This window comes from Bradyrhizobium sp. MI1.11 (assembly GCF_055811255.1).
In genome coordinates this window covers 1-19,412 of the sequence record NZ_JBVVPM010000065.1, presented here as the reverse complement: position 1 = coordinate 19,412, position 19,412 = coordinate 1, and the positions used below count along the sequence as shown (strand labels likewise).

Genomic DNA, 19,412 nt, shown 5'->3' with positions numbered 1-19,412 from the left:
CACGGGCAGCTGCGCGAAAATCTCGGCGCGGTCGGCTGGTCGTTGACCAAGGACCAGATCGCCAAGCTCGATACGGCGAGCAAGGTGACGCTGCCCTATCCTTACTGGCACCAGCGCACGGCCTTCACCGACCGCAACCCGCCGCCGGTGTAGCGACCGCGCGCGCGCGGCGCAGTCCGGCTTGAGCTGCATCAATCCGGCCCGCGCCGACAGTGGCATCGTGCGCTCCCGCGAGGCCGCCCGATGCGCCGATTTGCCATGAAGGCCCTGTTCACCGCTCTCAATCTCAACCGCGCCGAGCGGAGCGGGATCGATTGGGACCGCATCATCCTGATCGCCTCGACCGCCGTGACGGTTGGGCTCGTCGCGCTCTATGTGTTCGGTAAGTCGACCTCGCGCTGGTGAGCCCGCGAAGGCCGTTCCGACCCATGCCCGCGGTGCCGGGAGACCCGCGCCGGGCGCAGGAACCGCCCGTATCCTGCCGGGTTGCGATGCATCTCGCAATTTCCTAGTCCGGAGACGAACCACGGCTCGAATCAAGCCCGCCGCCATCATGTCGCCAGCCCCCATGGAGCACGCCGACGGCCTGCCGCAGCCGCAGCGTGGCCAGGCGGTCCTGACGATTGCGCTCGGCATCATCATGGCAGTGGTCGACAGCGCCATCGCCAACGTCGCGCTGCCGACGATCGCGGCCGACCTCGATGCAAGCCCGGCGTTCTCGATCTGGATCGTCAACGGCTACCAGCTCGCGATCACGATCTCGCTGCTGCCGCTGGCTTCGCTCGGCGAGATCGTCGGCTATCGCCGCGTCTATCTGGTCGGGCTGGTGCTGTTCACGCTTGCCTCCGCATTCTGCGCGCTGGCGCACACGCTGCCGCTCCTCACGATTGCACGCATCGTGCAGGGGTTCGGCGCGGCCGGCATCATGAGCGTCAACGCGGCGCTGGTGCGCTTCACCTACCCCCGCAGCCAGCTCGGCCGCGGCATCGGGCTCAACGCCCTCGTCGTCGCCTTCTCGGCCGCGGTCGGCCCGACGCTCGCGGCCGGCATCCTGGCGTTCGGCAGCTGGCCCTGGCTGTTCGCCATCAACGTCCCGCTCGGCGTGGTGACACTGGTGCTGGGCTTGCGCAGCCTGCCGCACACCAGGCCTGCGAGCCATTCCTTCGACTGGCAGAGCGCGGGGCTGTCCGCGATCACTTTCGGCGTCGGCATCGCGGCCGTCGATAGCGTCGGTCATGGCGAAGCGGCGATCACCTGCCTCGTGCAGTTCGCCATCGCGCTCGTCGCCGGCGCACTGCTGATCTACCGCGAGACCCACATGGCCTCGCCGCTGCTGCCGATCGACCTGTTGCGCATCCCGGTGTTCGCGCTGTCGATTGCAACCTCGATCGCCTCGTTCTGCGGGCAAATGCTGGCCTTCGTCGCGATCCCCTTCTACCTCCAAAGCCGCTTCGGCTATTCGGCGGTGCATATGGGGCTCCTGATCACGCCTTGGCCGATCGCGGTCGCGTTCGCAGCACCCCTCGCCGGTCGCCTGGTCGAGCATTACCCGGCAGGCCTGCTCGGCGGCATCGGCCTCACGCTGTTCGCCTGCGGCCTCGCTGCGCTCGCCTTGCTGCCGGCGGCGCCCACGCCGCTCGATGTGATCTGGCGGATGGCGCTGGCCGGCGCCGGCTTCGGCCTGTTCCAGACCCCCAACAACCGCACCATGATCGCAGCCGCCCCGCGCGAGCGTGCCGGCGGCGCCAGCGGCATGCTGGGGACGGCGCGGCTGCTTGGGCAGACCACCGGCGCAGCGCTGGTCGCGCTGTTCCTCGGCCGCTATCCGATCGAGGGAACCAGGATCGCGTTGCTGACCGGCGTCGGCTTCGCGCTCTGCGGCGCGGCGCTGAGCATGTTGCGGCTGTCGCCCGCGGGCGCGCGCGGCGCCGAGCATGTTCGTGTGCAGGACGACCAGCGCCTGCGCGGTGACTAGCCGAGCCCACGCGCACGCTACCACCCTTCCTATACACAACCGGTGCGTAGCTTAACTATCTGAACCAATGACGTATTGCCCTCCCGCTGTGGTTGCGCTTCACGGCGTCGGGGAATAAGGGGCACTTCATGCGATCATTTGGAATTGTGGCGCTCAGCGTCATGCTGGGCGGCTGCGCGTCTGTCACGCGCGGTACGACCGAAAATATCAGCATCTCATCAACACCGTCAGGCGTGGAAGCAATTGTCAGCGGAATGGAAGTTCCAACCACCTGCACCACGCCCTGCTCAGTGGTCGTCAAACGCAGCGCCGACATCTCGATTGCCTTCCAGAAGGAAGGCTATGAACCGCAGGTCGTTCCGCTCAGCCGAGACATACAGACCGGCGGAGCCGCCGGCTTTGCGGGCAATCTCTTGCTCGGCGGCGTCGTCGGCATGGGCGTCGATGCAGCGACCGGGGCGGCAACCGATCACAAGCCGAATCCGGTTATCGTAACCATGCAGCCCTCTGTCCCGCACGCAGCGCCGCGCGCTCCGAAAAAGCCGCGGCCGCCCCGCGCGCCGGAGGCTGGGACGTAAGGTCGGCACGACGGGATCGGCTACCTGAGCCTAGTTCCTGCCCGGCCCCGCCACGAGGCAACATCCAGCGCCAAACAAAAGGCCGGCTTCTCAGCCGGCCTTTTCAATTCATCGCGTGCAGATCAAACCTTGACCAGCGGGCTCTTGGTCGGCCCCTTCGAGCCGCCGGGGCCACCGGGCTTGGACTTGCCCGGCGGGCGCTTGCGGGCACCCGGGAGCTTCTCCTGCTTCGGCGTGACCGGACCCTCGACGAACTCGAAGCCGATCTTGTCCTTGCTCTCGTCGGCCTCGTCCTTGATCAGAACGACGCGGACATGGCCGCCACCCTTGAGCTTGCCGAACAGCACCTCGTCGGCCAGCGGCTTCTTGATGTGCTCCTGGATCACGCGAGCCATGGGACGTGCGCCCATCTGCTCGTCGTAACCATGCTTCACCAGCCAGGTCTTGGCGGGCTCGGACAGCTCGATGGTGACGTCGCGATCGCCGAGTTGCGCTTCGAGCTGAAGCACGAACTTCTCGACCACCGTACCGATCACCTCGACGCTGAGATGGCCGAACGACACGACGGCATCGAGACGGTTGCGGAATTCCGGAGCAAACTGCCGGTTGATCGCCTCGTGGTCGTCGCCTTCCCGCTTCGAACGCGTGAAGCCGAACGCCTGCTTGGCGAGATCGGACGCGCCCGCATTCGTGGTCATGATCAGGATCACGTTGCGGAAGTTGACCTGCTTGCCGTTGTGGTCGGTGAGCCGGCCGTGATCCATGATCTGGAGCAGCACGTTATAGAGATCGGGATGCGCCTTCTCGATCTCGTCGAGCAGCACCACGCAATGCGGATGCTGGTCGACGCCGTCGGTGAGCAGGCCGCCCTGATCGAAACCGACATAGCCGGGAGGCGCGCCGATCAGGCGCGACACGGTGTGCCGCTCCATGTATTCGGACATGTCGAAGCGCAACAGCTCGACGCCGAGCGACGCCGCGAGTTGCTTTGCGACCTCGGTCTTGCCGACGCCGGTCGGACCCGAGAACAGATAGCAGCCGATCGGCTTCTCCGGCTCGCGCAGGCCGGCTCGCGCCAGCTTGATCGAAGCGGCGAGCGATTCGATCGCCTTGTCCTGACCGAACACGGTGCGCTTCAGGGTCTGCTCGAGATGCTTGAGCACCTCGGCATCGTCCTTCGACACGCTCTTCGGCGGGATCCGCGCCATCGAAGCGATCGTGGTCTCGATCTCCTTGATGCCGATGGTCTTCTTGCGCTTGTTCTCGGCGACCAGCATCTGCGCCGCGCCGGATTCGTCGATCACGTCGATCGCCTTGTCCGGCAGCTTGCGGTCGTGGATGTAGCGCGAAGAGAGCTGCACCGCAGCCTCGATCGCCTCATTGGTGTATTTCAGCCGGTGGTAATCTTCGAAGTACGGCTTGAGTCCCTTGAGGATTGCGATTGCGTCCTCGACCGTCGGCTCGTTGACGTCGATCTTCTGGAAGCGCCGCACCAGCGCGCGGTCCTTCTCGAAGTGCTGGCGGTATTCCTTGTAAGTGGTCGAGCCCATGCAGCGGATGGTGCCGGAAGCGAGCGCGGGCTTGAGCAGGTTCGAGGCATCCATCGCCCCGCCCGACGTCGCGCCCGCACCGATCACGGTGTGGATCTCATCGATGAACAGGATGGCGTTGGGATGCGCCTCGAGTTCCTTCAGCACCTGCTTCAGGCGTTCCTCGAAGTCGCCGCGATAGCGCGTACCGGCGAGCAGCGTGCCCATGTCGAGCGAGAACACGGTCGCAGCCGCCAGCACCTCCGGCACTTCGCTGTCGACGATGCGCTTGGCCAGGCCCTCCGCGATCGCGGTCTTGCCGACGCCGGCCTCGCCCACGAACAGCGGATTGTTCTTCTGCCGGCGGCACAACACCTGGATCGCGCGGTTGATCTCGGAATTGCGTCCGATCACCGGATCGATCTTGCCGTCGCGCGCCTTCTTGTTGAGGTTGACGCAATAGGTCTCGAGCGCCTCGCCCTTCTTCTTGGCGTCGTCGCTGCCCTTGGTCTCGGTCTCTTCGTCGACGCCGCGCACGGGGCGTGCCTCGGAGACGCCCGGTCGCTTCGCGATGCCGTGGCTGATGTAGTTGACGGCGTCGTAGCGCGTCATGTCCTGCTCTTGCAGGAAATACGCGGCATGACTCTCGCGCTCGGCAAAGATCGCGATCAGCACGTTGGCGCCGGTCACCTCTTCGCGACCGGACGACTGCACGTGGATTACCGCGCGCTGGATCACGCGCTGGAAACCTGCGGTCGGCTTGGCGTCGTCGGCGCCGTCCGTCACCAGGTTCTCGAATTCGGTCTCAAGATAATTGACGAGGCTCGTACGGAGCTTGTCGAGGTCGACGCTACAGGCGCGCATGACGGCGGCTGCATCGGAGTCGTCGATCAGGGAGAGCAAAAGATGCTCGAGCGTCGCGTATTGGTGATGACGCTCGTTTGCGATCGCCAGTGCACGATGCAGGGATTGTTCAAGGCTTTGGGAAAAAGTCGGCATTCGCGTCCTCTATGGCCCCCACCATCATGATCGCCATCGCCCGGTCAGGCAACAACAACCTTTGTCACATATAGTTATACAAGATCGCGGCGAAAGACCGGTTCCGCGACTCAGGCGGCTGCACAGCTGCGGTATTTTTCGATGCAAAACCCGTTCCGGTTTGGCACGATCGGCACCGGTCCGAAATTCCGTAGTTTTGCCGTCTGCAACGAACATCGCTCGCAGACATCACGCGGCAATCACACTGCGACATGCACAAGAACCGGCTTCAAACGCGCCGTGTCTTACTTCTTTTCCATCACGCATTGCAGCGGATGCTGGTGCTTGCGAGCGAAATCCATCACCTGCGTCACCTTGGTCTCGGCGATCTCGTAGGTGAACACGCCACACTCCCCGATCCCGTGATGATGTACGTGCAGCATGATCTTGGTTGCGGCCTCGGCGTCCTTCTGGAAGAATTTCTCCAGCACATGAACGACGAATTCCATCGGCGTGTAGTCGTCGTTCAGGATCAGCACACGGTACAGGTTCGGCCGCTTCGTCTTCGGCTTGACCTTGGTGATGACGGACGTGTTTGGCGCGGAGGGACCGCCCGAACGGTTCTCGTCGTTGCTCATCAGCGGAGCGTGGGCGGCGGCGGCCGCGGACGGATCTGGTCTGGAAGACAGTTGCGGCATGGCTCAGGCGTTCAAATTCCCCACGGAAGCGTATGGCGGTTCGCCGCGCAGCCCCGGCCTTCGGAGCTTCGCACAGGCGCACCGCCTTGTTGGGTCGCCGCTTCCAGCCGGTCCGGTCCAAGCCGGATCGGCTTCACCGAATATGGGCCTGCCCCCGGCTCGCCGCAAGCGTGCGACAGCTCGGCCGATGCGGCCATGGCGGTCCCGATTCCCGGTCCGGGCGATCCTCACCAAGGTTAATCAATCCGGACTGATTTGACAAAAGCTTCCGCCCCGCCCGTTTAGAAGATGTTGACCAGGAACCCGGCCGGTAACGCGGCTGCGGCGGCTTCGCGCGGGTTATCTCCGGTTTTCTACGGATCCATTTACCCTGCCTTCAATGGCGTGGCGCGAAAACGGGCAAAGTCACAGATTTCCGGGAATCGTCATGTCTCGCCTGCCCCTTGTCAGCCGTATTGTTGGTCGACACCTCTCCCGGTTTGCAGCGGCCGAACAAGGCAATATCGCCGTGATCTTCGCTATCGCGCTGCTCCCGGTTCTAGGCTTCGTCGGAGCTGCAATCGATTACAGTCGCGCGGCCCAGGCTCGTTCCGCAATGCAGGCGGCCCTCGATTCGACCTCGCTGATGGTCTCCAAGGATCTGTCGTCCGGCACCATCACAGCGTCGCAGATCAGCACCAAAGCGCAGGCTTATTTCAACGCCCTGTTCACCGCCACCAACGCCCTGCCGTCGGTCAGCATCGCGGCCACTTACACCGCAAGCACCAGCATGGGCTCAACCATCCAGGTCACCGGCACCGGCACCTACACGACCACCTTCATGAAGGTCGCAGGTTTCCCGACACTCGACGTCGGCGCCGATTCCACCAGCGCCTGGGGTCTGGTGCGCATGCGCGTGGCCTTGGTGCTCGACAACACGGGGTCGATGGCGGACGACGGCAAGATGGCGGCGATGCAGACCGCCGCGAAGAGCCTCGTCGACCAGCTCAGCCCGCTCGCTAAGACCGATGGCGACGTCTACATCTCGATTGTTCCGTTTGCCAAGGACGTCAACGTCGGTGCCAGCAACTACAGCAAGTACTGGGTCGATTTCACCGATTGGGACGCGGCCCGCGGTACCAGGTCCGCCAACCACAACACATGGACGGGATGCGTGGTCGACCGCGACCAGCTACGACACCAAGAACACGACGCCCACGGGCGGCAACGCGGGAACGCAGTTCCCGGCTGAACAGTATTCCTACTGCGACACCGGCAGTTCGTCCTATCTGCAGCCAATCATGCCGCTGAGCTACGACTGGAGTTCACTCAAGAGCCGGATCGACGCCATGAAGCCCACCGGTAACACCAACCAGGGCATTGGCCTCGCCTGGGGCTAGATGACGCTGTCGACCGGCGATCCCATGAACGCGCCGGCCAAAGACGCCAACTACACCTACAAGGACGCGATCGTGCTGCTCTCCGACGGTCTCAACACGCAGAACCGCTGGTACGGCAACGCTTGGCAAATCGACGCGCGGCAGAAGAAACTGTGCGACAACGCCAAGGCGGCGAACATCACGATCTATACGGTGCAAGTGAACACCGGGAGCGATCCGACGTCCAGCGTACTGCAATATTGCGCGAGCGGCACCGACAAGTTCTATCTGGTGACGAAGGCAGATCAGACCGTCTCGGTGTTCAAAGACATCGGCACGTCGCTGTCCAAGCTGCGCGTGGCGCGCTGAGATCGACACGCCGCGACACAAAAAAAGCCCGGCTGTTGCAGCCGGGCTTTTGATTCCAGGACGTCAGGAAACGTTAGCTGGCGGCCGGAGTGAACTTCGACACAATGGTCTCGACCGGCTTGAACGCCTGCTTGGCGAGGTCGCTGTAAAGGCCTGCGATCTTCTGCGATTCCGCGACGAAGGACTCGTAGGCGGAACGGGCGAATTCGGTCTGCGCTTCGACGGCCTTGTCCAGCGACTTCACGCCGGAAAGCTTCTCGACGAAGGACTTGGTGTCTTCGAACGACTTCTTGGTGTAGTCGCCGTAGGCGCTGGCGATCGCCTGAAGGCCGTGCTGCATCGAGGTCGCAGAGGCGACGTACTGCTCGAAGTGCTCTTTCCCGTAGCCTTGAAAGTCTTCAACCTTGAACATTCGGAATCCTTTTCCCTAGCTCTCGTCGGGAAGCCCCGGCTCCCTGACTCTGCTCACAATTAGTGCAACGCACAAAAAAGTCAAGAATTTTGTGCGTCGCACAAATTACATACAAAATTCGCCGCGATTCCCGGGGTTTCCCGCAATGGTTCCTTAAGCTTTTGGAAACCGCAGCGCCCTACCTTGATTCCCTGGACGTGTTCTACTTCACAAGCGGCCAAAAGCCGTTGAAGAACATCACCTTAGCCAGAACAGCGGCTCAGGCCCAACGTCACCCGCGGCCAACACCTGCGGAGGACAGCCTGAGCAGGTAATGCTCCAGGGTCCCATGGGCACAATTTCGCCTCACGAGCCGGTGATCAAGTCAGAAACGGGGACGGGGTTTCATGCTTCGTAAAAACTTGTCTTCCTCGCGCTTGGCGCGGGTTGGCGTTTTTGGGCTTCTTGCGGTTACCAGTGCGGTCATCTTCACCACAGATGCTGCCGAGGCGCGGCGCCACCGGCGTCACTATGCGCAACACCGCGTGCAGCGCGATGTGTCCGAAAGTTCCAGCCCGAAATTCGCATCGATCATCGTCGACGGCAATTCCGGCTCCGTGCTTCAGGCAACGAGCCCCGACGGGATCCGCCATCCGGCCTCGCTGACCAAGATCATGACGCTCTATCTGCTGTTCGAGCGTCTCGAGTCCGGGAAGATGAAGCTCGACACCGAGATGCCGGTCTCACAGCACGCCGCCGATCAGGATCCGACCAAGCTGAACCTGCGTGCCGGCCAGACCATCCGCGTCGAGGACGCGATCAAGGGTCTCGTCACCCGCTCCGCCAACGACGCAGCCGTTGTGATCGCGGAAGCGATTGGCGGCGACGAGGACGACTTCGCCCAGATGATGACGCGCAAGGCGCGTTCGCTCGGCATGTCCAGGACGGTTTACCGCAACGCCAACGGCCTTCCCAACGACGAGCAGGTCACGACCGCGCGCGACCAGGCCACGCTCGGCCGCGCCATCCAGGAGCGCTTTCCGCGCTACTATCGCTATTTCGCGACCTCGACCTTCAACTGGCGCGGACAGTCGATCCGGAACCACAATCATCTGCTCGGGAATGTCGAGGGCGTGGACGGCATCAAGACCGGCTATACTCGCGCCTCCGGCTTCAATCTCGTGACCTCGATGCGCCGCGGCAACCGCCACCTGATCGGCGTGGTGCTGGGCGGCCGCAGCGGCGGCTCGCGCGACGCCATCATGCGCAACCTGCTCGCGGAGAACCTCGATAAGGCCGCGACCACCCACACCGTCGCCGCGGTCACCGAGCGCAACGGTTCCGATGCCGCTGCCGAAGTCGCCGATGTGTCGGATACCCCGACCCGCTCCGCTCCGCAGGTCCAGGCTGCGGCTGCCCCCGAAGCAGCCCCGTCGCGTCTCGCCGCGCGCCTGTCGACGCTTGCGGCTGCGACTGCCGCGGTGCCGCCGGCTCTGCCCAGATCTGAAGCCAACAGGCCTGAAGTTCGGCCGACAGAATCCAGGATCGAGCCTGCGCCGCTCACGAATGGCGTGATCTCGAGCCAGCCGCTCTCGATCATCCCCGGCTCGTCCGAGCCGATGAAGCCGGTCAGGGTCAAGACCGTCCAGGTCAAGGCCGGCGCCGTGAAGGTCGCCTCCGCCGCCCCGGCTCAGATCGCACCGCAGGTCACGAGCACGATCGCGTCCCGTTCCGACGTCGCCGAAACCTCCGGCGCCGTCGTGGCCCGGGCAGACCTCATCAACAAGCCCGAGGTCGCCAGCCAACCGGAAGCTCCGAGGGCCGAGATCGCCCGTACCGTGCTACCGCGGCAGCCAGCGGGCTTCGGCACCGGCAACGGCGTCCTCGGCGTCTTACCGGCCGCAACCGCCGCCGCACCCGCCCCGGCTGCTGCGAAGCTCGCGTCAGCCGACCCGGCGCTGCAGCCGATCATGAGCGCCACCACGAAGCCGGTCGTCACCCACAGCGGCTGGATCGTCCAGGTCGGCGCGCTCGAGAGCGAGAACGAAGCCCAGCAGCGCATCGACGCGGCGCGCAGCTCGGCCCGTGGCCTGCTCAGCAAGGCCGACCCGTTCACCGAGCCGGTCGTCGCGAAAGACAATCGCAAGCTCTACCGCGCCCGCTTCGCCGGGCTCGACCGCGACCAGGCCGAAGCCGTCTGCCGCACCCTGAAGCGCGCCGATATCTCCTGCATGACCGTCCGCAACTGATCTTTCGCACCGCTCCAATGAAAATGCCCGCGCCTTGCGCGGGCATTTTCATTTTCGGGACGCGGTGGCCGACGAGGCTGTTCCACGACAACCTCTCGTCAAGGATTTACGGTTAAAACTTTACGCAAGGGATCGACCACGCCGACAATGGCGGGCATCGGGGCGACGGCAAACAGAGCAAGCAGAGCTCACACGGGACGAGCGTTTGTAGCGTGGTGCCGGAGTTAGCCGTTATGCGTGCGAAGCAGAGTATCCTTGGCCTCGTTTACACGGGCAGCGAGATACGTCGAGCCCCCCTGGTCGGGATGCAGTTTCTTCATCAGGGACTTGTGAGCCCGGCTGATGTCGTCACGCCCCGCCCCCGGCTGCAGGCCAAGGATCTGATAGGCCTCCTCCGTCGTCATTTTGCCGGTCGCCACCGTGCGGCGCTGCCCCCCTGCCGCGTCGCCCTGCGCGTTCTGACGCCAAGCGGGAAACCGGCGGTCCAGATAGCTTTCAAGTAGGGCCACGCTCTCGGCGTCGAACGCCGGGACCATTGCCAGCAGGGCCGCGAGATCGAACTCATCGAGATCGCGCCCGGCGTGAGGCCCGGCGACGATCCGGCCTCCGAGCTGGCCGGAATCGTGATCGAGCCGCATATCCAGGAATTGCGAGCGCACGCGCGAGGCCTGACCGGCCGGGCGCGTCGCGCCCCCGCCGAACAGCCCGCCGATATTGCCGAAGCCGGCGTTTGCCATCGGTGTCCAACCCAGGAGCCCGGCACCGAATATCCCGAGCGGGATCGCCACCACCAGCTCGCCCTTCAAGCCAGTGAACGCTGCGACAGCCAGCGCGACCACGCCGCCACCGAACCTGATCGCGCGTGCCAGCACCGCTGGGTTGGCCGAACGGAACATCTGGAGCAGCAGATAAAGGGTAATAACAGCGATAGCGCCGGCAATCAGGGTCATGGCCGGAATATAGTCGGCCTACCGCCAAAAAGCATCGTGTCCTTGCGCCCCCGCCGACCGCGCGCCAGCGCTACTTCATCTGGCCGATCAGCCTGGCCGCGCCACTTGCGGTCTTCGCCAATTGCAACAGCGCCTCGCGTCCGCCGGCCGCGTAGGCGGCGGCTGCGCGCAACAGCTCGCGCAACTGCGCCGCCGCGCCCGGATCGAACCGGCACCAGGCACCACCTGTCAGACGCGCGATCTCGCGAAAGGCCTGCTCGGCCACTGAGTCATGGCCTTCCTGAAATACGAACACAGGCACCTTGAGCATGCCGAGCTCGCCTGCCTTGGCGCAGAGCTCGTCGACGTTCTCCTCCATGGCGTCGCCGACGAAGACAACGGCGCGCACGCCGGATGCGACCGCCTCGCGCCGCGACTCGCTCAGCACCTTGCCGATCTGGGTGTCGCCGCCACGGCAATCGATCTTGCCCATCAGCGTCGCAAGCCTGGCGCTGTCGGAGATCCATCCCGTGGCGCGGCACTCGTTGAAGCCGCGATAGTAGACGAGCCGGATGTCGAGACTGCCGAGCGCGGCGGTCTCACGGAACATGTCGGCCTGAAGCGCGCAGGCCATGTCCCAGGTCGGCTGCCGGCTCATCGTCGCATCCAGTGCGAAGATCAGCCGCCCTTTCGCACCGGGCGCATGCGGTGACAGCGCGCGCGCGTTGGCGACGAAGGCGGCAATGTCCTCAGATGTCGAGGTCCCCGCCTGCGGCACAGCGCCATCTGGTTGTGCCGAGACGGCATCGCGGCCGCGCGGTTTGATGGGCTCGCCGGACATTCCTTGACCCTTGCGTGAGCGGCTAATGTGGTCAGCGCATGCAGCCAGGTCAATGTGCAAAGCTCCCGCAGGCGGCAGCCGGCGGAGGCTTTGAAAATCGCTATCGACGACGAGGAAGGCGTCAGCTCTTGGCAGGCGCCATCAAAGCGACCGGCCCGGGCTCGAGAATCTTGGGCGGGGACGATTGCGTATCGACCGGCGCCACTTCGCTGTCGGTCGCGCTCAGGAACTTGTCGAGCATGCCCTGGATCGAGTTCTTGGCCGCGTCCGGACCGGTGTCGCGCATGTCGTTGTGCTGGAATTCGGTCTTCACGACCTGGATGCCGGCCTTCTCGCATTCCTCGTCGGTCGGGATCACGCCCGCATCGGCCTTGAACTGCGGATCGGTGGAGCGGAACGACAGGATCTTGAACTTGCCGGCGGTGACGAAGGGCACGCGAAGATTGTCGAGCGTGACGACCTTCTTGACCTCATCCGGATACTGCTTGGCGAAATACATCGTGATGTCGCCGCCCATGGAGTGGCCGACCATCGTCACCTTTTCGTAGTCGGCGTTGGGCTGAACCTTCTTCATCTCCTGCATGGCGAGATGGATGTTGGCGACGCCGCGCAGGATCTGCGGCAGCCGGCCAACATAGATCTCACCGGGCTTGGTCACCATCGGAGGATCGGTCGGCAAATCATGCTGCGGGCTGACGACGAGGTAGCCGCGCGCGGCGAAAATGTTGGCGAGGAAGCCGTACTCGGTGTTCTTGACGGTGTTGCCGTGGTTGATCACGGCGACCGGCATCGTGATCATGCCGGCATTAGCCTGCATTTCCTTGTCACGACGGATCGCGATATCGACGGGCACCGCACGGTTGTCGCGCGAGGCATCGTAGAAGGTGATGGTCTCGTGCCTGATTGCCCACTTGCTCGCCGTGAAATAGGCGACGCCACAGAGGGCACTGACCGAAACCAGAACGGCAATTCCACGCTTCATTTTCGTCCTCAGCCTCAGGCTCTTGCGGCCTGAATCCCTGTTGAAAATCGTGTTCTTCCGGAGCTCTTCGGCCCCTAGTCGCCTATTCCCTAATATATGTCACAGCCGCGTGACAGGAAGGCTAAATATTGTGAACCATCAGCCCTTTCATTGTGCGGCGCACACGTTTCTTGGGCACCCGGTTCTCATACGGCTACGTCAGGGTGCACGTCACCTTCCGACGCAACCTGTCTCGATCGGGTTCAATTTTGCAGTAAACGCGGGGTGAAAACGGTTGAGTGCGGGCTCGGTTCCCGTGGGAACCGGCCGCTGGATCGACTGGAAGTAGCTATATACCGACGCCTAGGCGCCGAGGATGTCGTGGACCTCGAGCGGCTTGTCGACCTGATTGAACCACTCAGCGCGGTTGGCCGCGCGGCGGCGTCCGCGCTCGTCGAGCGGAAGCTTGAGCTGGCGGAGCAGGCTCGTCACCTCCTCCCGTGCGGTGAGATGGCCGAGATTGGGCCGCATGCCCAGCGTCGCCTCGTCGATCTCGTCCAGCGCGGTCAGGCCGCGCGGGAAGAACTCGCGATAGACGACGCGTTCGGCGAAGCCGTCGACGTAGCGGAAGCCGAGCCGTAGCGACAAATCCTTCAACCCCTCGGCAACGAGCTGCTTGTTGCGGGAGCCGAGCATCGACAGCCGGTTGCGCACCACGATCCAGTCGGTGGTCGCGCCGTCGAGCTGGCGGCGCTTGCGCCTGACATCCCGCACCATCTCGGCGTAGTGGCTTTCGCCTGTCACCGCGTAATTGGCGGGATCGACGGTGCCGAGCACATCGAAATCGAGGAAGCTGTCGTTGATCGGGGTCACCAGCGTGTCGGCCATCGAGTGCGCAAGCCGCATCAAATAGCTGTCGGTGCCGGGCGTATCGATGACGATGAAGTCGAAACTGCTCTCGACCGCCGAGACCGCCTCCATGAACTGAAGGAACTCCGAATTCTCGTTCTCGGCGACCTGCATGGTCTCGCCGAGCTTGATGCAGCGATGCAGCGGCAGTTCGAGGTCGAGCTTGGTGCGACGCGCCCAGGCGGAACGGTTGTTGATGTAGTGAGTAAAGCTCTGCTGACGGCAGTCGAGGTCGATGGTGGCGACGCGCTGGCCGGCTTTCAGAAGCGCGACTGCGATGTGCAGGGCGGTGGTCGACTTGCCGGAGCCGCCCTTCTCGTTGCCGAGCACGACCACATGCGCCGAGCCGGACTGGCCTTGGCTAGCTTGCACAAGCATCGCGATCCTCAACACCCCTAACGAATATCTTCGAGTTGGCCGCGTCTGCGGTCAAGTGAAATGCGTGACAGGCAATACAAATCGCGGCGCGCCGTCCTTCGTCATGAATCGCCGCGCCGCTTCGCGTCTGTGATCCAGCCCACAATGTCGCGACCTCTTGCGCGGCTTTGCGCGGGATGCTGTGCCGCATCCGGATGCGTGGCGTCCATGGTCGCCGCTTGTTAAGGTTAGCCTGCCGGGCGCCGGGACGCGCTCGCCGATTCCCAACCCCGTCGAGTTCTGATGTCACGCAGCCCCTTGATCGCCCGCACGGTCCCCACCTTGCGACGCGCCGTCGACAATCTTCGCAAGCGAAAGGCCACGATCGCGCTGGTCCCGACCATGGGAGCGCTCCATGACGGTCATGTGTCGCTGGTGCGCCTGGCCAAGCGGCGCGCGAGCCGCGTCGTGGTGTCGATCTTCGTCAATCCCACCCAGTTCGCCCCGACCGAGGACTTTGGCGCCTACCCGCGCACCTGGAAATCCGACATCGCCAAGCTCGCCGCCGAGGACGTCGACATCGTCTGGCACCCCGGCGCCGAGGCCATGTATCCGCAGGGCTTTGCCACCCGCATCGTACCGGAGGGACCGGCGCTGGCCGGCCTCGAGGACCGCTTCCGCCCGCATTTCTTCGGCGGCGTCGCCACCGTCGTCGGCAAGCTGTTCACGCAGTGCTGGCCGGATGTCGCGATCTTCGGCGAGAAGGATTTTCAGCAGTTGCGGGTGGTGGCGCAGATGGCCCGCGACCTCGACCTCGGCGTCAAAGTGATCGGTTCCCGCACCGTGCGCGAGCGCGACGGGCTCGCGATGTCCTCGCGCAACGTCTATTTGTCGCCACGGGAGCGGCAGACCGCAACGACGCTGTACCGCGCCATGAAGGAGAGCGCCGGGCGCATCCGCGCCGGCCAAGCGGTCGCAGCCGCAATGGCGCGCGGAGCCGCGATGATCACCGCGGCCGGCTTTGAGCTCGACTATTTCGAGGTCCGCCATGCAGCGACTTTGGCGCCTGTCGCCTCGCGCAAGGACGGGCCGTTGCGCATCCTGGTCGCGGCCAAGCTCGGCACGACCCGGCTGATCGACAATATCGCGGTTTAGAGCAGCCCGAGATCGCGCAGCTCGCGCCGCATCGGCTCCGGCATCGCCGCGATCGAGCCGGCGGCGGACTTGCCGAGATCGGGCGGCACGGAATCGTCGGCAAGGTAGCGCCAGCCCTGGAACGGGCGCATCGGCCGCGGCGACACCGGAATCACCTTCGGCTGCATCACGATCCGGCAGCGTCCGATGCCGTCCTTGTCGCGGAACGGCTCGATGCCGATGATCTTTTCGCGCGCGGCGACCTCGCCCTTGATCACCCAATAGAGCGAGCCCCCCGACAGGATCTCGGCGTCGCGCTTGGGCACCATGCGGGTGATGTGGATGTGATGTTGCGGCAGACCCTTCTTCTTGGCGGTCTGCATCCGTTCGGCCGTCCACTCCTTCAATTCCTTGACGGATTCGCAGCCGACGGCGAGCTTGATCAGATGTAGTGGCATGCCCCAGCATTAGCCGGGCAGCCGCGCATTTGGAATGCCGATCTACTCGTTATCCGCAGCCGGGGGAGCCGCGGCCGGCGGCGTGAGCGGAACCGGTGCTGCCGCTGGTGCCCGCGCAGCCTTCGGCGCAGGCGGCTTCTTCGCGGCGGGAGCTGCGGCCTGTGCCGAGGCCGCTGCCGGGGGGCGCGGAGCCGCCGCGTTCGCGGTGGGCGCCGCCTGACGCGTCGACGGCTCCGGATTCATGATGCTGACCGGCGGCGTCGACGAGGCACTCGGGAACTCCGCACTGGTCGGCTTGCCCGTCGGCATCGACGGCGGCAGTCCGGCAAGGGCGGCAGTGGCGGGCAACGATTGCGCTGCTGCAGGCGCATTCCAGGTCGGGGCGTAGCGCGCGACCAGCGTGTCGTAGAGATGGGAATCCATGTTGGCGGCGACCTGCTGCTGGTCGGTCAGCGAGCGGAAGGCCGCACAGTCGAACTGCGTGCAACCGTCGCGCACGACCAGCACCTGCGCGACCAAGCCATAGCGATCACGTTCCAGCGATTTGCGCAGCACCTTGATGTCGGGCGTCAGGCTCTTCTCGGCGGTCGCGGCATCGCCGAGCGCCATCAGCCGGTCGATCCTGGCCGCGGTCGTGGAGACGGCCGCAGCGGCCACGTCCGGCGCGCCGAACAGCGCCTTCTCGCAGCCGATGGCCACGGCATCGCCGGCGAGATCGTCGAGACAGGACAACGCCGGCAGGCTCGCGGTCATCGCGGCCTGCGCGCGCGCCTCGGTCGGGGTGGTCTGCCCTGCCGGTCCATCGACGCGCACAACAGCAGCCATCGCGATGGTGATGGCGAGTAGCGTAACAACGGTCAGCGCGCCGTTGGCGACCGACCGCTCGGCGCGCTGCAGCGTGACCAGGAGGATCAGTCCGAAGAAGCCGGCAGCCGCCAGCATCATCCACATTGGAAAGGCCGGCGAGCGCCAGATTTGGTCGAGCGACGAGGCCCATGCCCAGTTCATGCGCGACGTCCCCTCACGCGAGCAGAGAGCGAATGGTCAAAGCGAGCACCGAGAGTCGGCAGCTGCCCCCGGCCCACCTTTTGAAGGTGAAGCGGGCCTTTTGACGGCGGCAGAATACAAATTCCCGGGGACGCGCCAATGCGCGGGTAGCGTCGGTCTTCAGGACAGCGCGAGCTGGCTTTCCTTGGCGACGCGTTCAAAAGCCTCGGTCGAGCTCTTGATCCGGTACTGGCAGTCGTCACCATCCGTCGGCAGCAAGCGGATGATCTCATACGAGCCGCTGGCAGCAGGGCGTGCGACATTGCTGGCCGTGAACAACACGCGCGATCCAATAGGGAATTTGTGCTTCAACACCCTCTCCATCACTCAAACAACGCCTGCCACGCCCGTGGTCCCACTGCGTCGGCCGGCCGGAAACCCGGCCGCTATATAGCATGCGGCGGGCTTTTTTGGCCAGCAGTATGCGACATGGCAAACGTGCAAATTTTGCAGTTATTTCAGAGTGATGCTGCCAGCCGGTGATACCGCTGGAACCGGTTCCTCAGGCGCTATGGGGCAAATGGCCGTCGGGGCTTGCGTGATCCACGGCTTTGGGCAGTTCCAGGGCCAGAATCTGGCCCAGCTGGTCCACCGGGATGTTGTAGCGCGCAGCCAATTGGCGGACGGTATCGCTGCCGAGCACGGTGCGGAGTTGGTCGGCTGAGATCGGCAGGTTCTGGCCGTTGCCGAGCCAGGATTTGACCTGGTCACCGAACCCCGCCTGCTGGAGCTTTGCGACGATCGCGCCGAGGCCGCCCTGATTGTTGCTGCCGAGCACCTCGCTCAGCACAGCCGGCAACACGGCTGCCCCGAGCTGGCCGAGCGCGTTCCGCAGCGCCGGATTGTTCTCCAGCGAGTCCAGGATTCCCATGATGTCCCCTCTCCTTGCCCGCAGCTCCGCCGCGATTGAGCGCCGCCATGTGCCGTGCCGTCAAGCCGCGCTCAATCACATTCGCGACTACAAGTTCTCGAACTTTTCGATGACAAGCGTTTCGGCGAGCGCGTCCCGGGTCCATTCCTGGAACGCCGGCAGCGCCAGCATCGTGTCCATGTAGGCCTTGGTCTCCGGCGTGACCTCGATTGCGTAGGTGCGGAAGCGGTGCACGACCGGGGCATACATCGCATCCGCTGCGCCGAAGCGCCCGAACAGGAACGGTCCGTTGGCGCCATACCGGGCCCGGCATTCGCGCCAGATCTCCTGCACGCGCGCGATATTGGCCTCGGCGTCGGCCGACAGCGTCACGGGGCGCACCGGGCGGTGCAGGTTCATGCCGCATTCGTTGCGAAGGGCCATGAAGCCGGAATGCATCTCGGCGCACACCGAACGGGCATGGGCGCGGGCGGCGGCGGCGTCCGGCCACAGCTTCACTTCCGGATAGCGCTCGGCGATATATTCGATGATGCTGAGTGAATCCCACACCGTGATGTCGCCGTCGACCAGCACCGGGACCTTTCCGGCGCGGCTGAACGAGATGATCTGCTCCTTGTCCGCGGGATTGTCGGTGTAGAGCGGGATAAGAGTCTCCACGAACGGGATGTCGTTGGCGCGGAGCGCGAGCCAGGGCCGCATCGACCATGACGAGTAATTCTTGTTGCCGATTGCGAGTTTCAGCGCAGCCATGTCATCAGTCCTTCCCGATACGCCTTGAAGCGAGCCGCTTTTAACGCCATCGCCTGCCGCCAATCAATCGTTGCTGCACCTCGCCATGCGTGGCAAGCGTTGCGATCCTCTCCAGGAGACTGACATGAGCAGGCATTGGGTCGACATCACAGCCGTCGGCTTCTTCATCATCGAATGGCTGGTCTACGCCCTGACGCTGGAGCATTCGGCCTACGGCCGCGACAGCCTGTCGGCGCGCATGAACCGCTACCGCGAGGTGTGGGTGCGCCGGCTGCTCGACCGCGACGCGCGCATGGTCGACATGCAGATCATGGCCTCGCTGCAGAACGGCACCGCCTTCTTTGCCTCCACCAGCCTGATCGCGCTCGGCGGCGCGCTGGCGCTGCTGCACGCGACCAACGACGCGATCACGATCTTGAGCAAGCTGCCGATCGATCTCAGCACCTCGCCCGCCATGTGGGAGCTGAAATGCGTCGGCCTTGTCCTGATCTGCGTCTATGCCTTCTTCAAATTCGCTTGGTCGTACCGCCTGTTCAACTATGTCGCGATCCTGTTCGGCGGCATGCCGGCGGCCTCGCAGCGTGACACGCCGGAGGCCGAAGCTCATGTGATCCGTACCTCGCGCCTGTTCGAATCCGCCGGCCGCCATTTCAACCGCGGCCAGCGCGCCTTCTTCTTCGCACTCGGCTATCTCGGCTGGTTCGTCAGCCCCTGGGTGTTGTTCGTCACCACGGCAGCCGTGGTGATCGTGACCTGGCGGCGGCAATTCGCCTCGAGCGCGTGGGAGGCGATGGCGCCGGAGGTGGCGGATGGTGATGAGATGAAGCGCGGTCGTTGACTCGCGCGTGTCCCGCACGCGCTGCTGCGCTGAGTCCGGGGCACGAGAGCGGAGTGTGGCGCACGTTCTCTCCACATCGTCATTGCGAGCGCAGCGAAGCAATCCAGAATCCCGCCGCGGAAAGACTCTGGATTTGTGTAGGGGGGGGGGGAAATGGGGGTTTTATGGGGGTGGGGCCCGCGTGCACCGGGG

18 protein-coding genes and 2 pseudogenes are annotated in these 19,412 nt (G+C 64.5%); 8 read left to right on the top strand and 12 right to left on the bottom strand.

Features of this window, described 5'->3' with window-relative positions; genetic code table 11:
- From AC0L30_RS36795 to AC0L30_RS36780, 4 genes and pseudogenes are all read left to right on the top strand, one after another.
- A pseudogene (locus AC0L30_RS36795) lies at positions 1-153 on the top strand (aldo/keto reductase); the annotation flags it as partial.
- A gap of 90 nt (positions 154-243) precedes the next feature.
- Positions 244-405: a hypothetical protein gene (locus tag AC0L30_RS36790; RefSeq protein WP_219684913.1), complete on the top strand. Its 162-nt coding sequence runs from the start codon at positions 244-246 to the stop codon at positions 403-405.
- Positions 406-553: 148 nt separating this feature from the next.
- Positions 554-1,975, top strand: a complete 1,422-nt coding sequence (locus AC0L30_RS36785; RefSeq protein WP_051058504.1) for an MFS transporter — start codon at positions 554-556, stop codon at positions 1,973-1,975.
- A 128-nt stretch (positions 1,976-2,103) separates the two neighbouring features.
- Positions 2,104-2,553 carry a PEGA domain-containing protein gene (locus AC0L30_RS36780; protein ID WP_219684912.1) on the top strand — a complete coding sequence of 150 codons (450 nt, stop codon included), beginning with the start codon at positions 2,104-2,106 and terminating at the stop codon, positions 2,551-2,553.
- 122 nt (positions 2,554-2,675) lie between these two features.
- Here the strand turns inward: AC0L30_RS36780 and clpA are convergent, their stop codons facing one another.
- Positions 2,676-5,081, bottom strand: coding sequence for an ATP-dependent Clp protease ATP-binding subunit ClpA (clpA, locus tag AC0L30_RS36775; RefSeq protein ID WP_007603241.1), 2,406 nt, complete (start codon positions 5,079-5,081; stop codon positions 2,676-2,678).
- A gap of 284 nt (positions 5,082-5,365) precedes the next feature.
- Positions 5,366-5,698 (bottom strand): ATP-dependent Clp protease adapter ClpS, encoded by a 333-nt coding sequence (gene clpS, locus AC0L30_RS36770; protein WP_018455182.1) that lies wholly within the window; start codon positions 5,696-5,698, stop codon positions 5,366-5,368.
- Positions 5,699-6,185: 487 nt separating this feature from the next.
- Here clpS and AC0L30_RS36765 point away from each other — a divergent pair.
- A pseudogene (locus AC0L30_RS36765) lies at positions 6,186-7,485 on the top strand (vWA domain-containing protein).
- A 73-nt stretch (positions 7,486-7,558) separates the two neighbouring features.
- Here AC0L30_RS36765 and AC0L30_RS36760 read toward each other — a convergent pair.
- A complete protein-coding gene (locus tag AC0L30_RS36760) occupies positions 7,559-7,897 on the bottom strand; it encodes a phasin family protein (RefSeq protein ID WP_007603238.1) in 339 nt (112 codons plus the stop codon).
- Between the two features lie 386 nt (positions 7,898-8,283).
- On the opposite strand from AC0L30_RS36760, the gene AC0L30_RS36755 reads away from it, so the two are divergent.
- A complete protein-coding gene (locus tag AC0L30_RS36755) occupies positions 8,284-10,125 on the top strand; it encodes a serine hydrolase (protein ID WP_473406353.1) in 1,842 nt (613 codons plus the stop codon).
- 224 nt (positions 10,126-10,349) lie between these two features.
- On the opposite strand, the gene AC0L30_RS36750 is transcribed toward AC0L30_RS36755, so the two are convergent.
- The 4 genes from AC0L30_RS36750 to AC0L30_RS36735 form a co-directional block, all read right to left on the bottom strand.
- On the bottom strand, positions 10,350-11,075 hold the full coding sequence (locus tag AC0L30_RS36750) for a DnaJ domain-containing protein (RefSeq protein ID WP_007603236.1): 726 nt from the start codon (positions 11,073-11,075) through the stop codon (positions 10,350-10,352).
- Positions 11,076-11,145: 70 nt separating this feature from the next.
- Positions 11,146-11,895, bottom strand: a complete 750-nt coding sequence (locus AC0L30_RS36745; protein ID WP_007603235.1) for a vWA domain-containing protein — start codon at positions 11,893-11,895, stop codon at positions 11,146-11,148.
- Positions 11,896-12,016: 121 nt separating this feature from the next.
- Positions 12,017-12,877, bottom strand: coding sequence for an alpha/beta fold hydrolase (locus AC0L30_RS36740; protein WP_007603233.1), 861 nt, complete (start codon positions 12,875-12,877; stop codon positions 12,017-12,019).
- 342 nt (positions 12,878-13,219) lie between these two features.
- Complete coding sequence (locus AC0L30_RS36735; protein ID WP_007603231.1) at positions 13,220-14,143, bottom strand: division plane positioning ATPase MipZ; 924 nt, start codon at positions 14,141-14,143, stop codon at positions 13,220-13,222.
- Between the two features lie 282 nt (positions 14,144-14,425).
- Between AC0L30_RS36735 and panC the strand changes: the two genes are divergently transcribed.
- A complete protein-coding gene (gene panC, locus AC0L30_RS36730) occupies positions 14,426-15,277 on the top strand; it encodes a pantoate--beta-alanine ligase (protein ID WP_473406352.1) in 852 nt (283 codons plus the stop codon).
- On the opposite strand, the gene AC0L30_RS36725 is transcribed toward panC, so the two are convergent.
- The 5 genes from AC0L30_RS36725 to AC0L30_RS36705 all read right to left on the bottom strand — a co-directional run bounded on the left by AC0L30_RS36725 (position 15,274) and on the right by AC0L30_RS36705 (position 18,382).
- Positions 15,274-15,714 (bottom strand): DUF1489 family protein, encoded by a 441-nt coding sequence (locus tag AC0L30_RS36725; protein WP_007603229.1) that lies wholly within the window; start codon positions 15,712-15,714, stop codon positions 15,274-15,276. The two genes, panC and AC0L30_RS36725, sit on opposite strands and share 4 nt — an antisense overlap.
- A 42-nt stretch (positions 15,715-15,756) precedes the next feature.
- Positions 15,757-16,722, bottom strand: a complete 966-nt coding sequence (locus AC0L30_RS36720; RefSeq protein WP_473406351.1) for a hypothetical protein — start codon at positions 16,720-16,722, stop codon at positions 15,757-15,759.
- Positions 16,723-16,881: 159 nt separating this feature from the next.
- On the bottom strand, positions 16,882-17,085 hold the full coding sequence (locus AC0L30_RS36715; protein ID WP_007603227.1) for a hypothetical protein: 204 nt from the start codon (positions 17,083-17,085) through the stop codon (positions 16,882-16,884).
- A gap of 178 nt (positions 17,086-17,263) precedes the next feature.
- The gene (locus tag AC0L30_RS36710) at positions 17,264-17,632 is read right to left on the bottom strand and encodes a YidB family protein (RefSeq protein ID WP_007603226.1); all 369 of its coding nucleotides are present in this window, start codon (positions 17,630-17,632) and stop codon (positions 17,264-17,266) included.
- A gap of 87 nt (positions 17,633-17,719) precedes the next feature.
- Positions 17,720-18,382 carry a glutathione S-transferase family protein gene (locus AC0L30_RS36705; protein WP_007603225.1) on the bottom strand — a complete coding sequence of 221 codons (663 nt, stop codon included), beginning with the start codon at positions 18,380-18,382 and terminating at the stop codon, positions 17,720-17,722.
- A gap of 124 nt (positions 18,383-18,506) precedes the next feature.
- Here AC0L30_RS36705 and AC0L30_RS36700 point away from each other — a divergent pair, with 124 nt between their 5' ends.
- Entirely contained in the window at positions 18,507-19,220 is a 714-nt protein-coding gene (locus tag AC0L30_RS36700) for a DUF599 domain-containing protein (protein ID WP_007603224.1), read from the top strand.
- Positions 19,221-19,412: the final 192 nt, after the last annotated feature.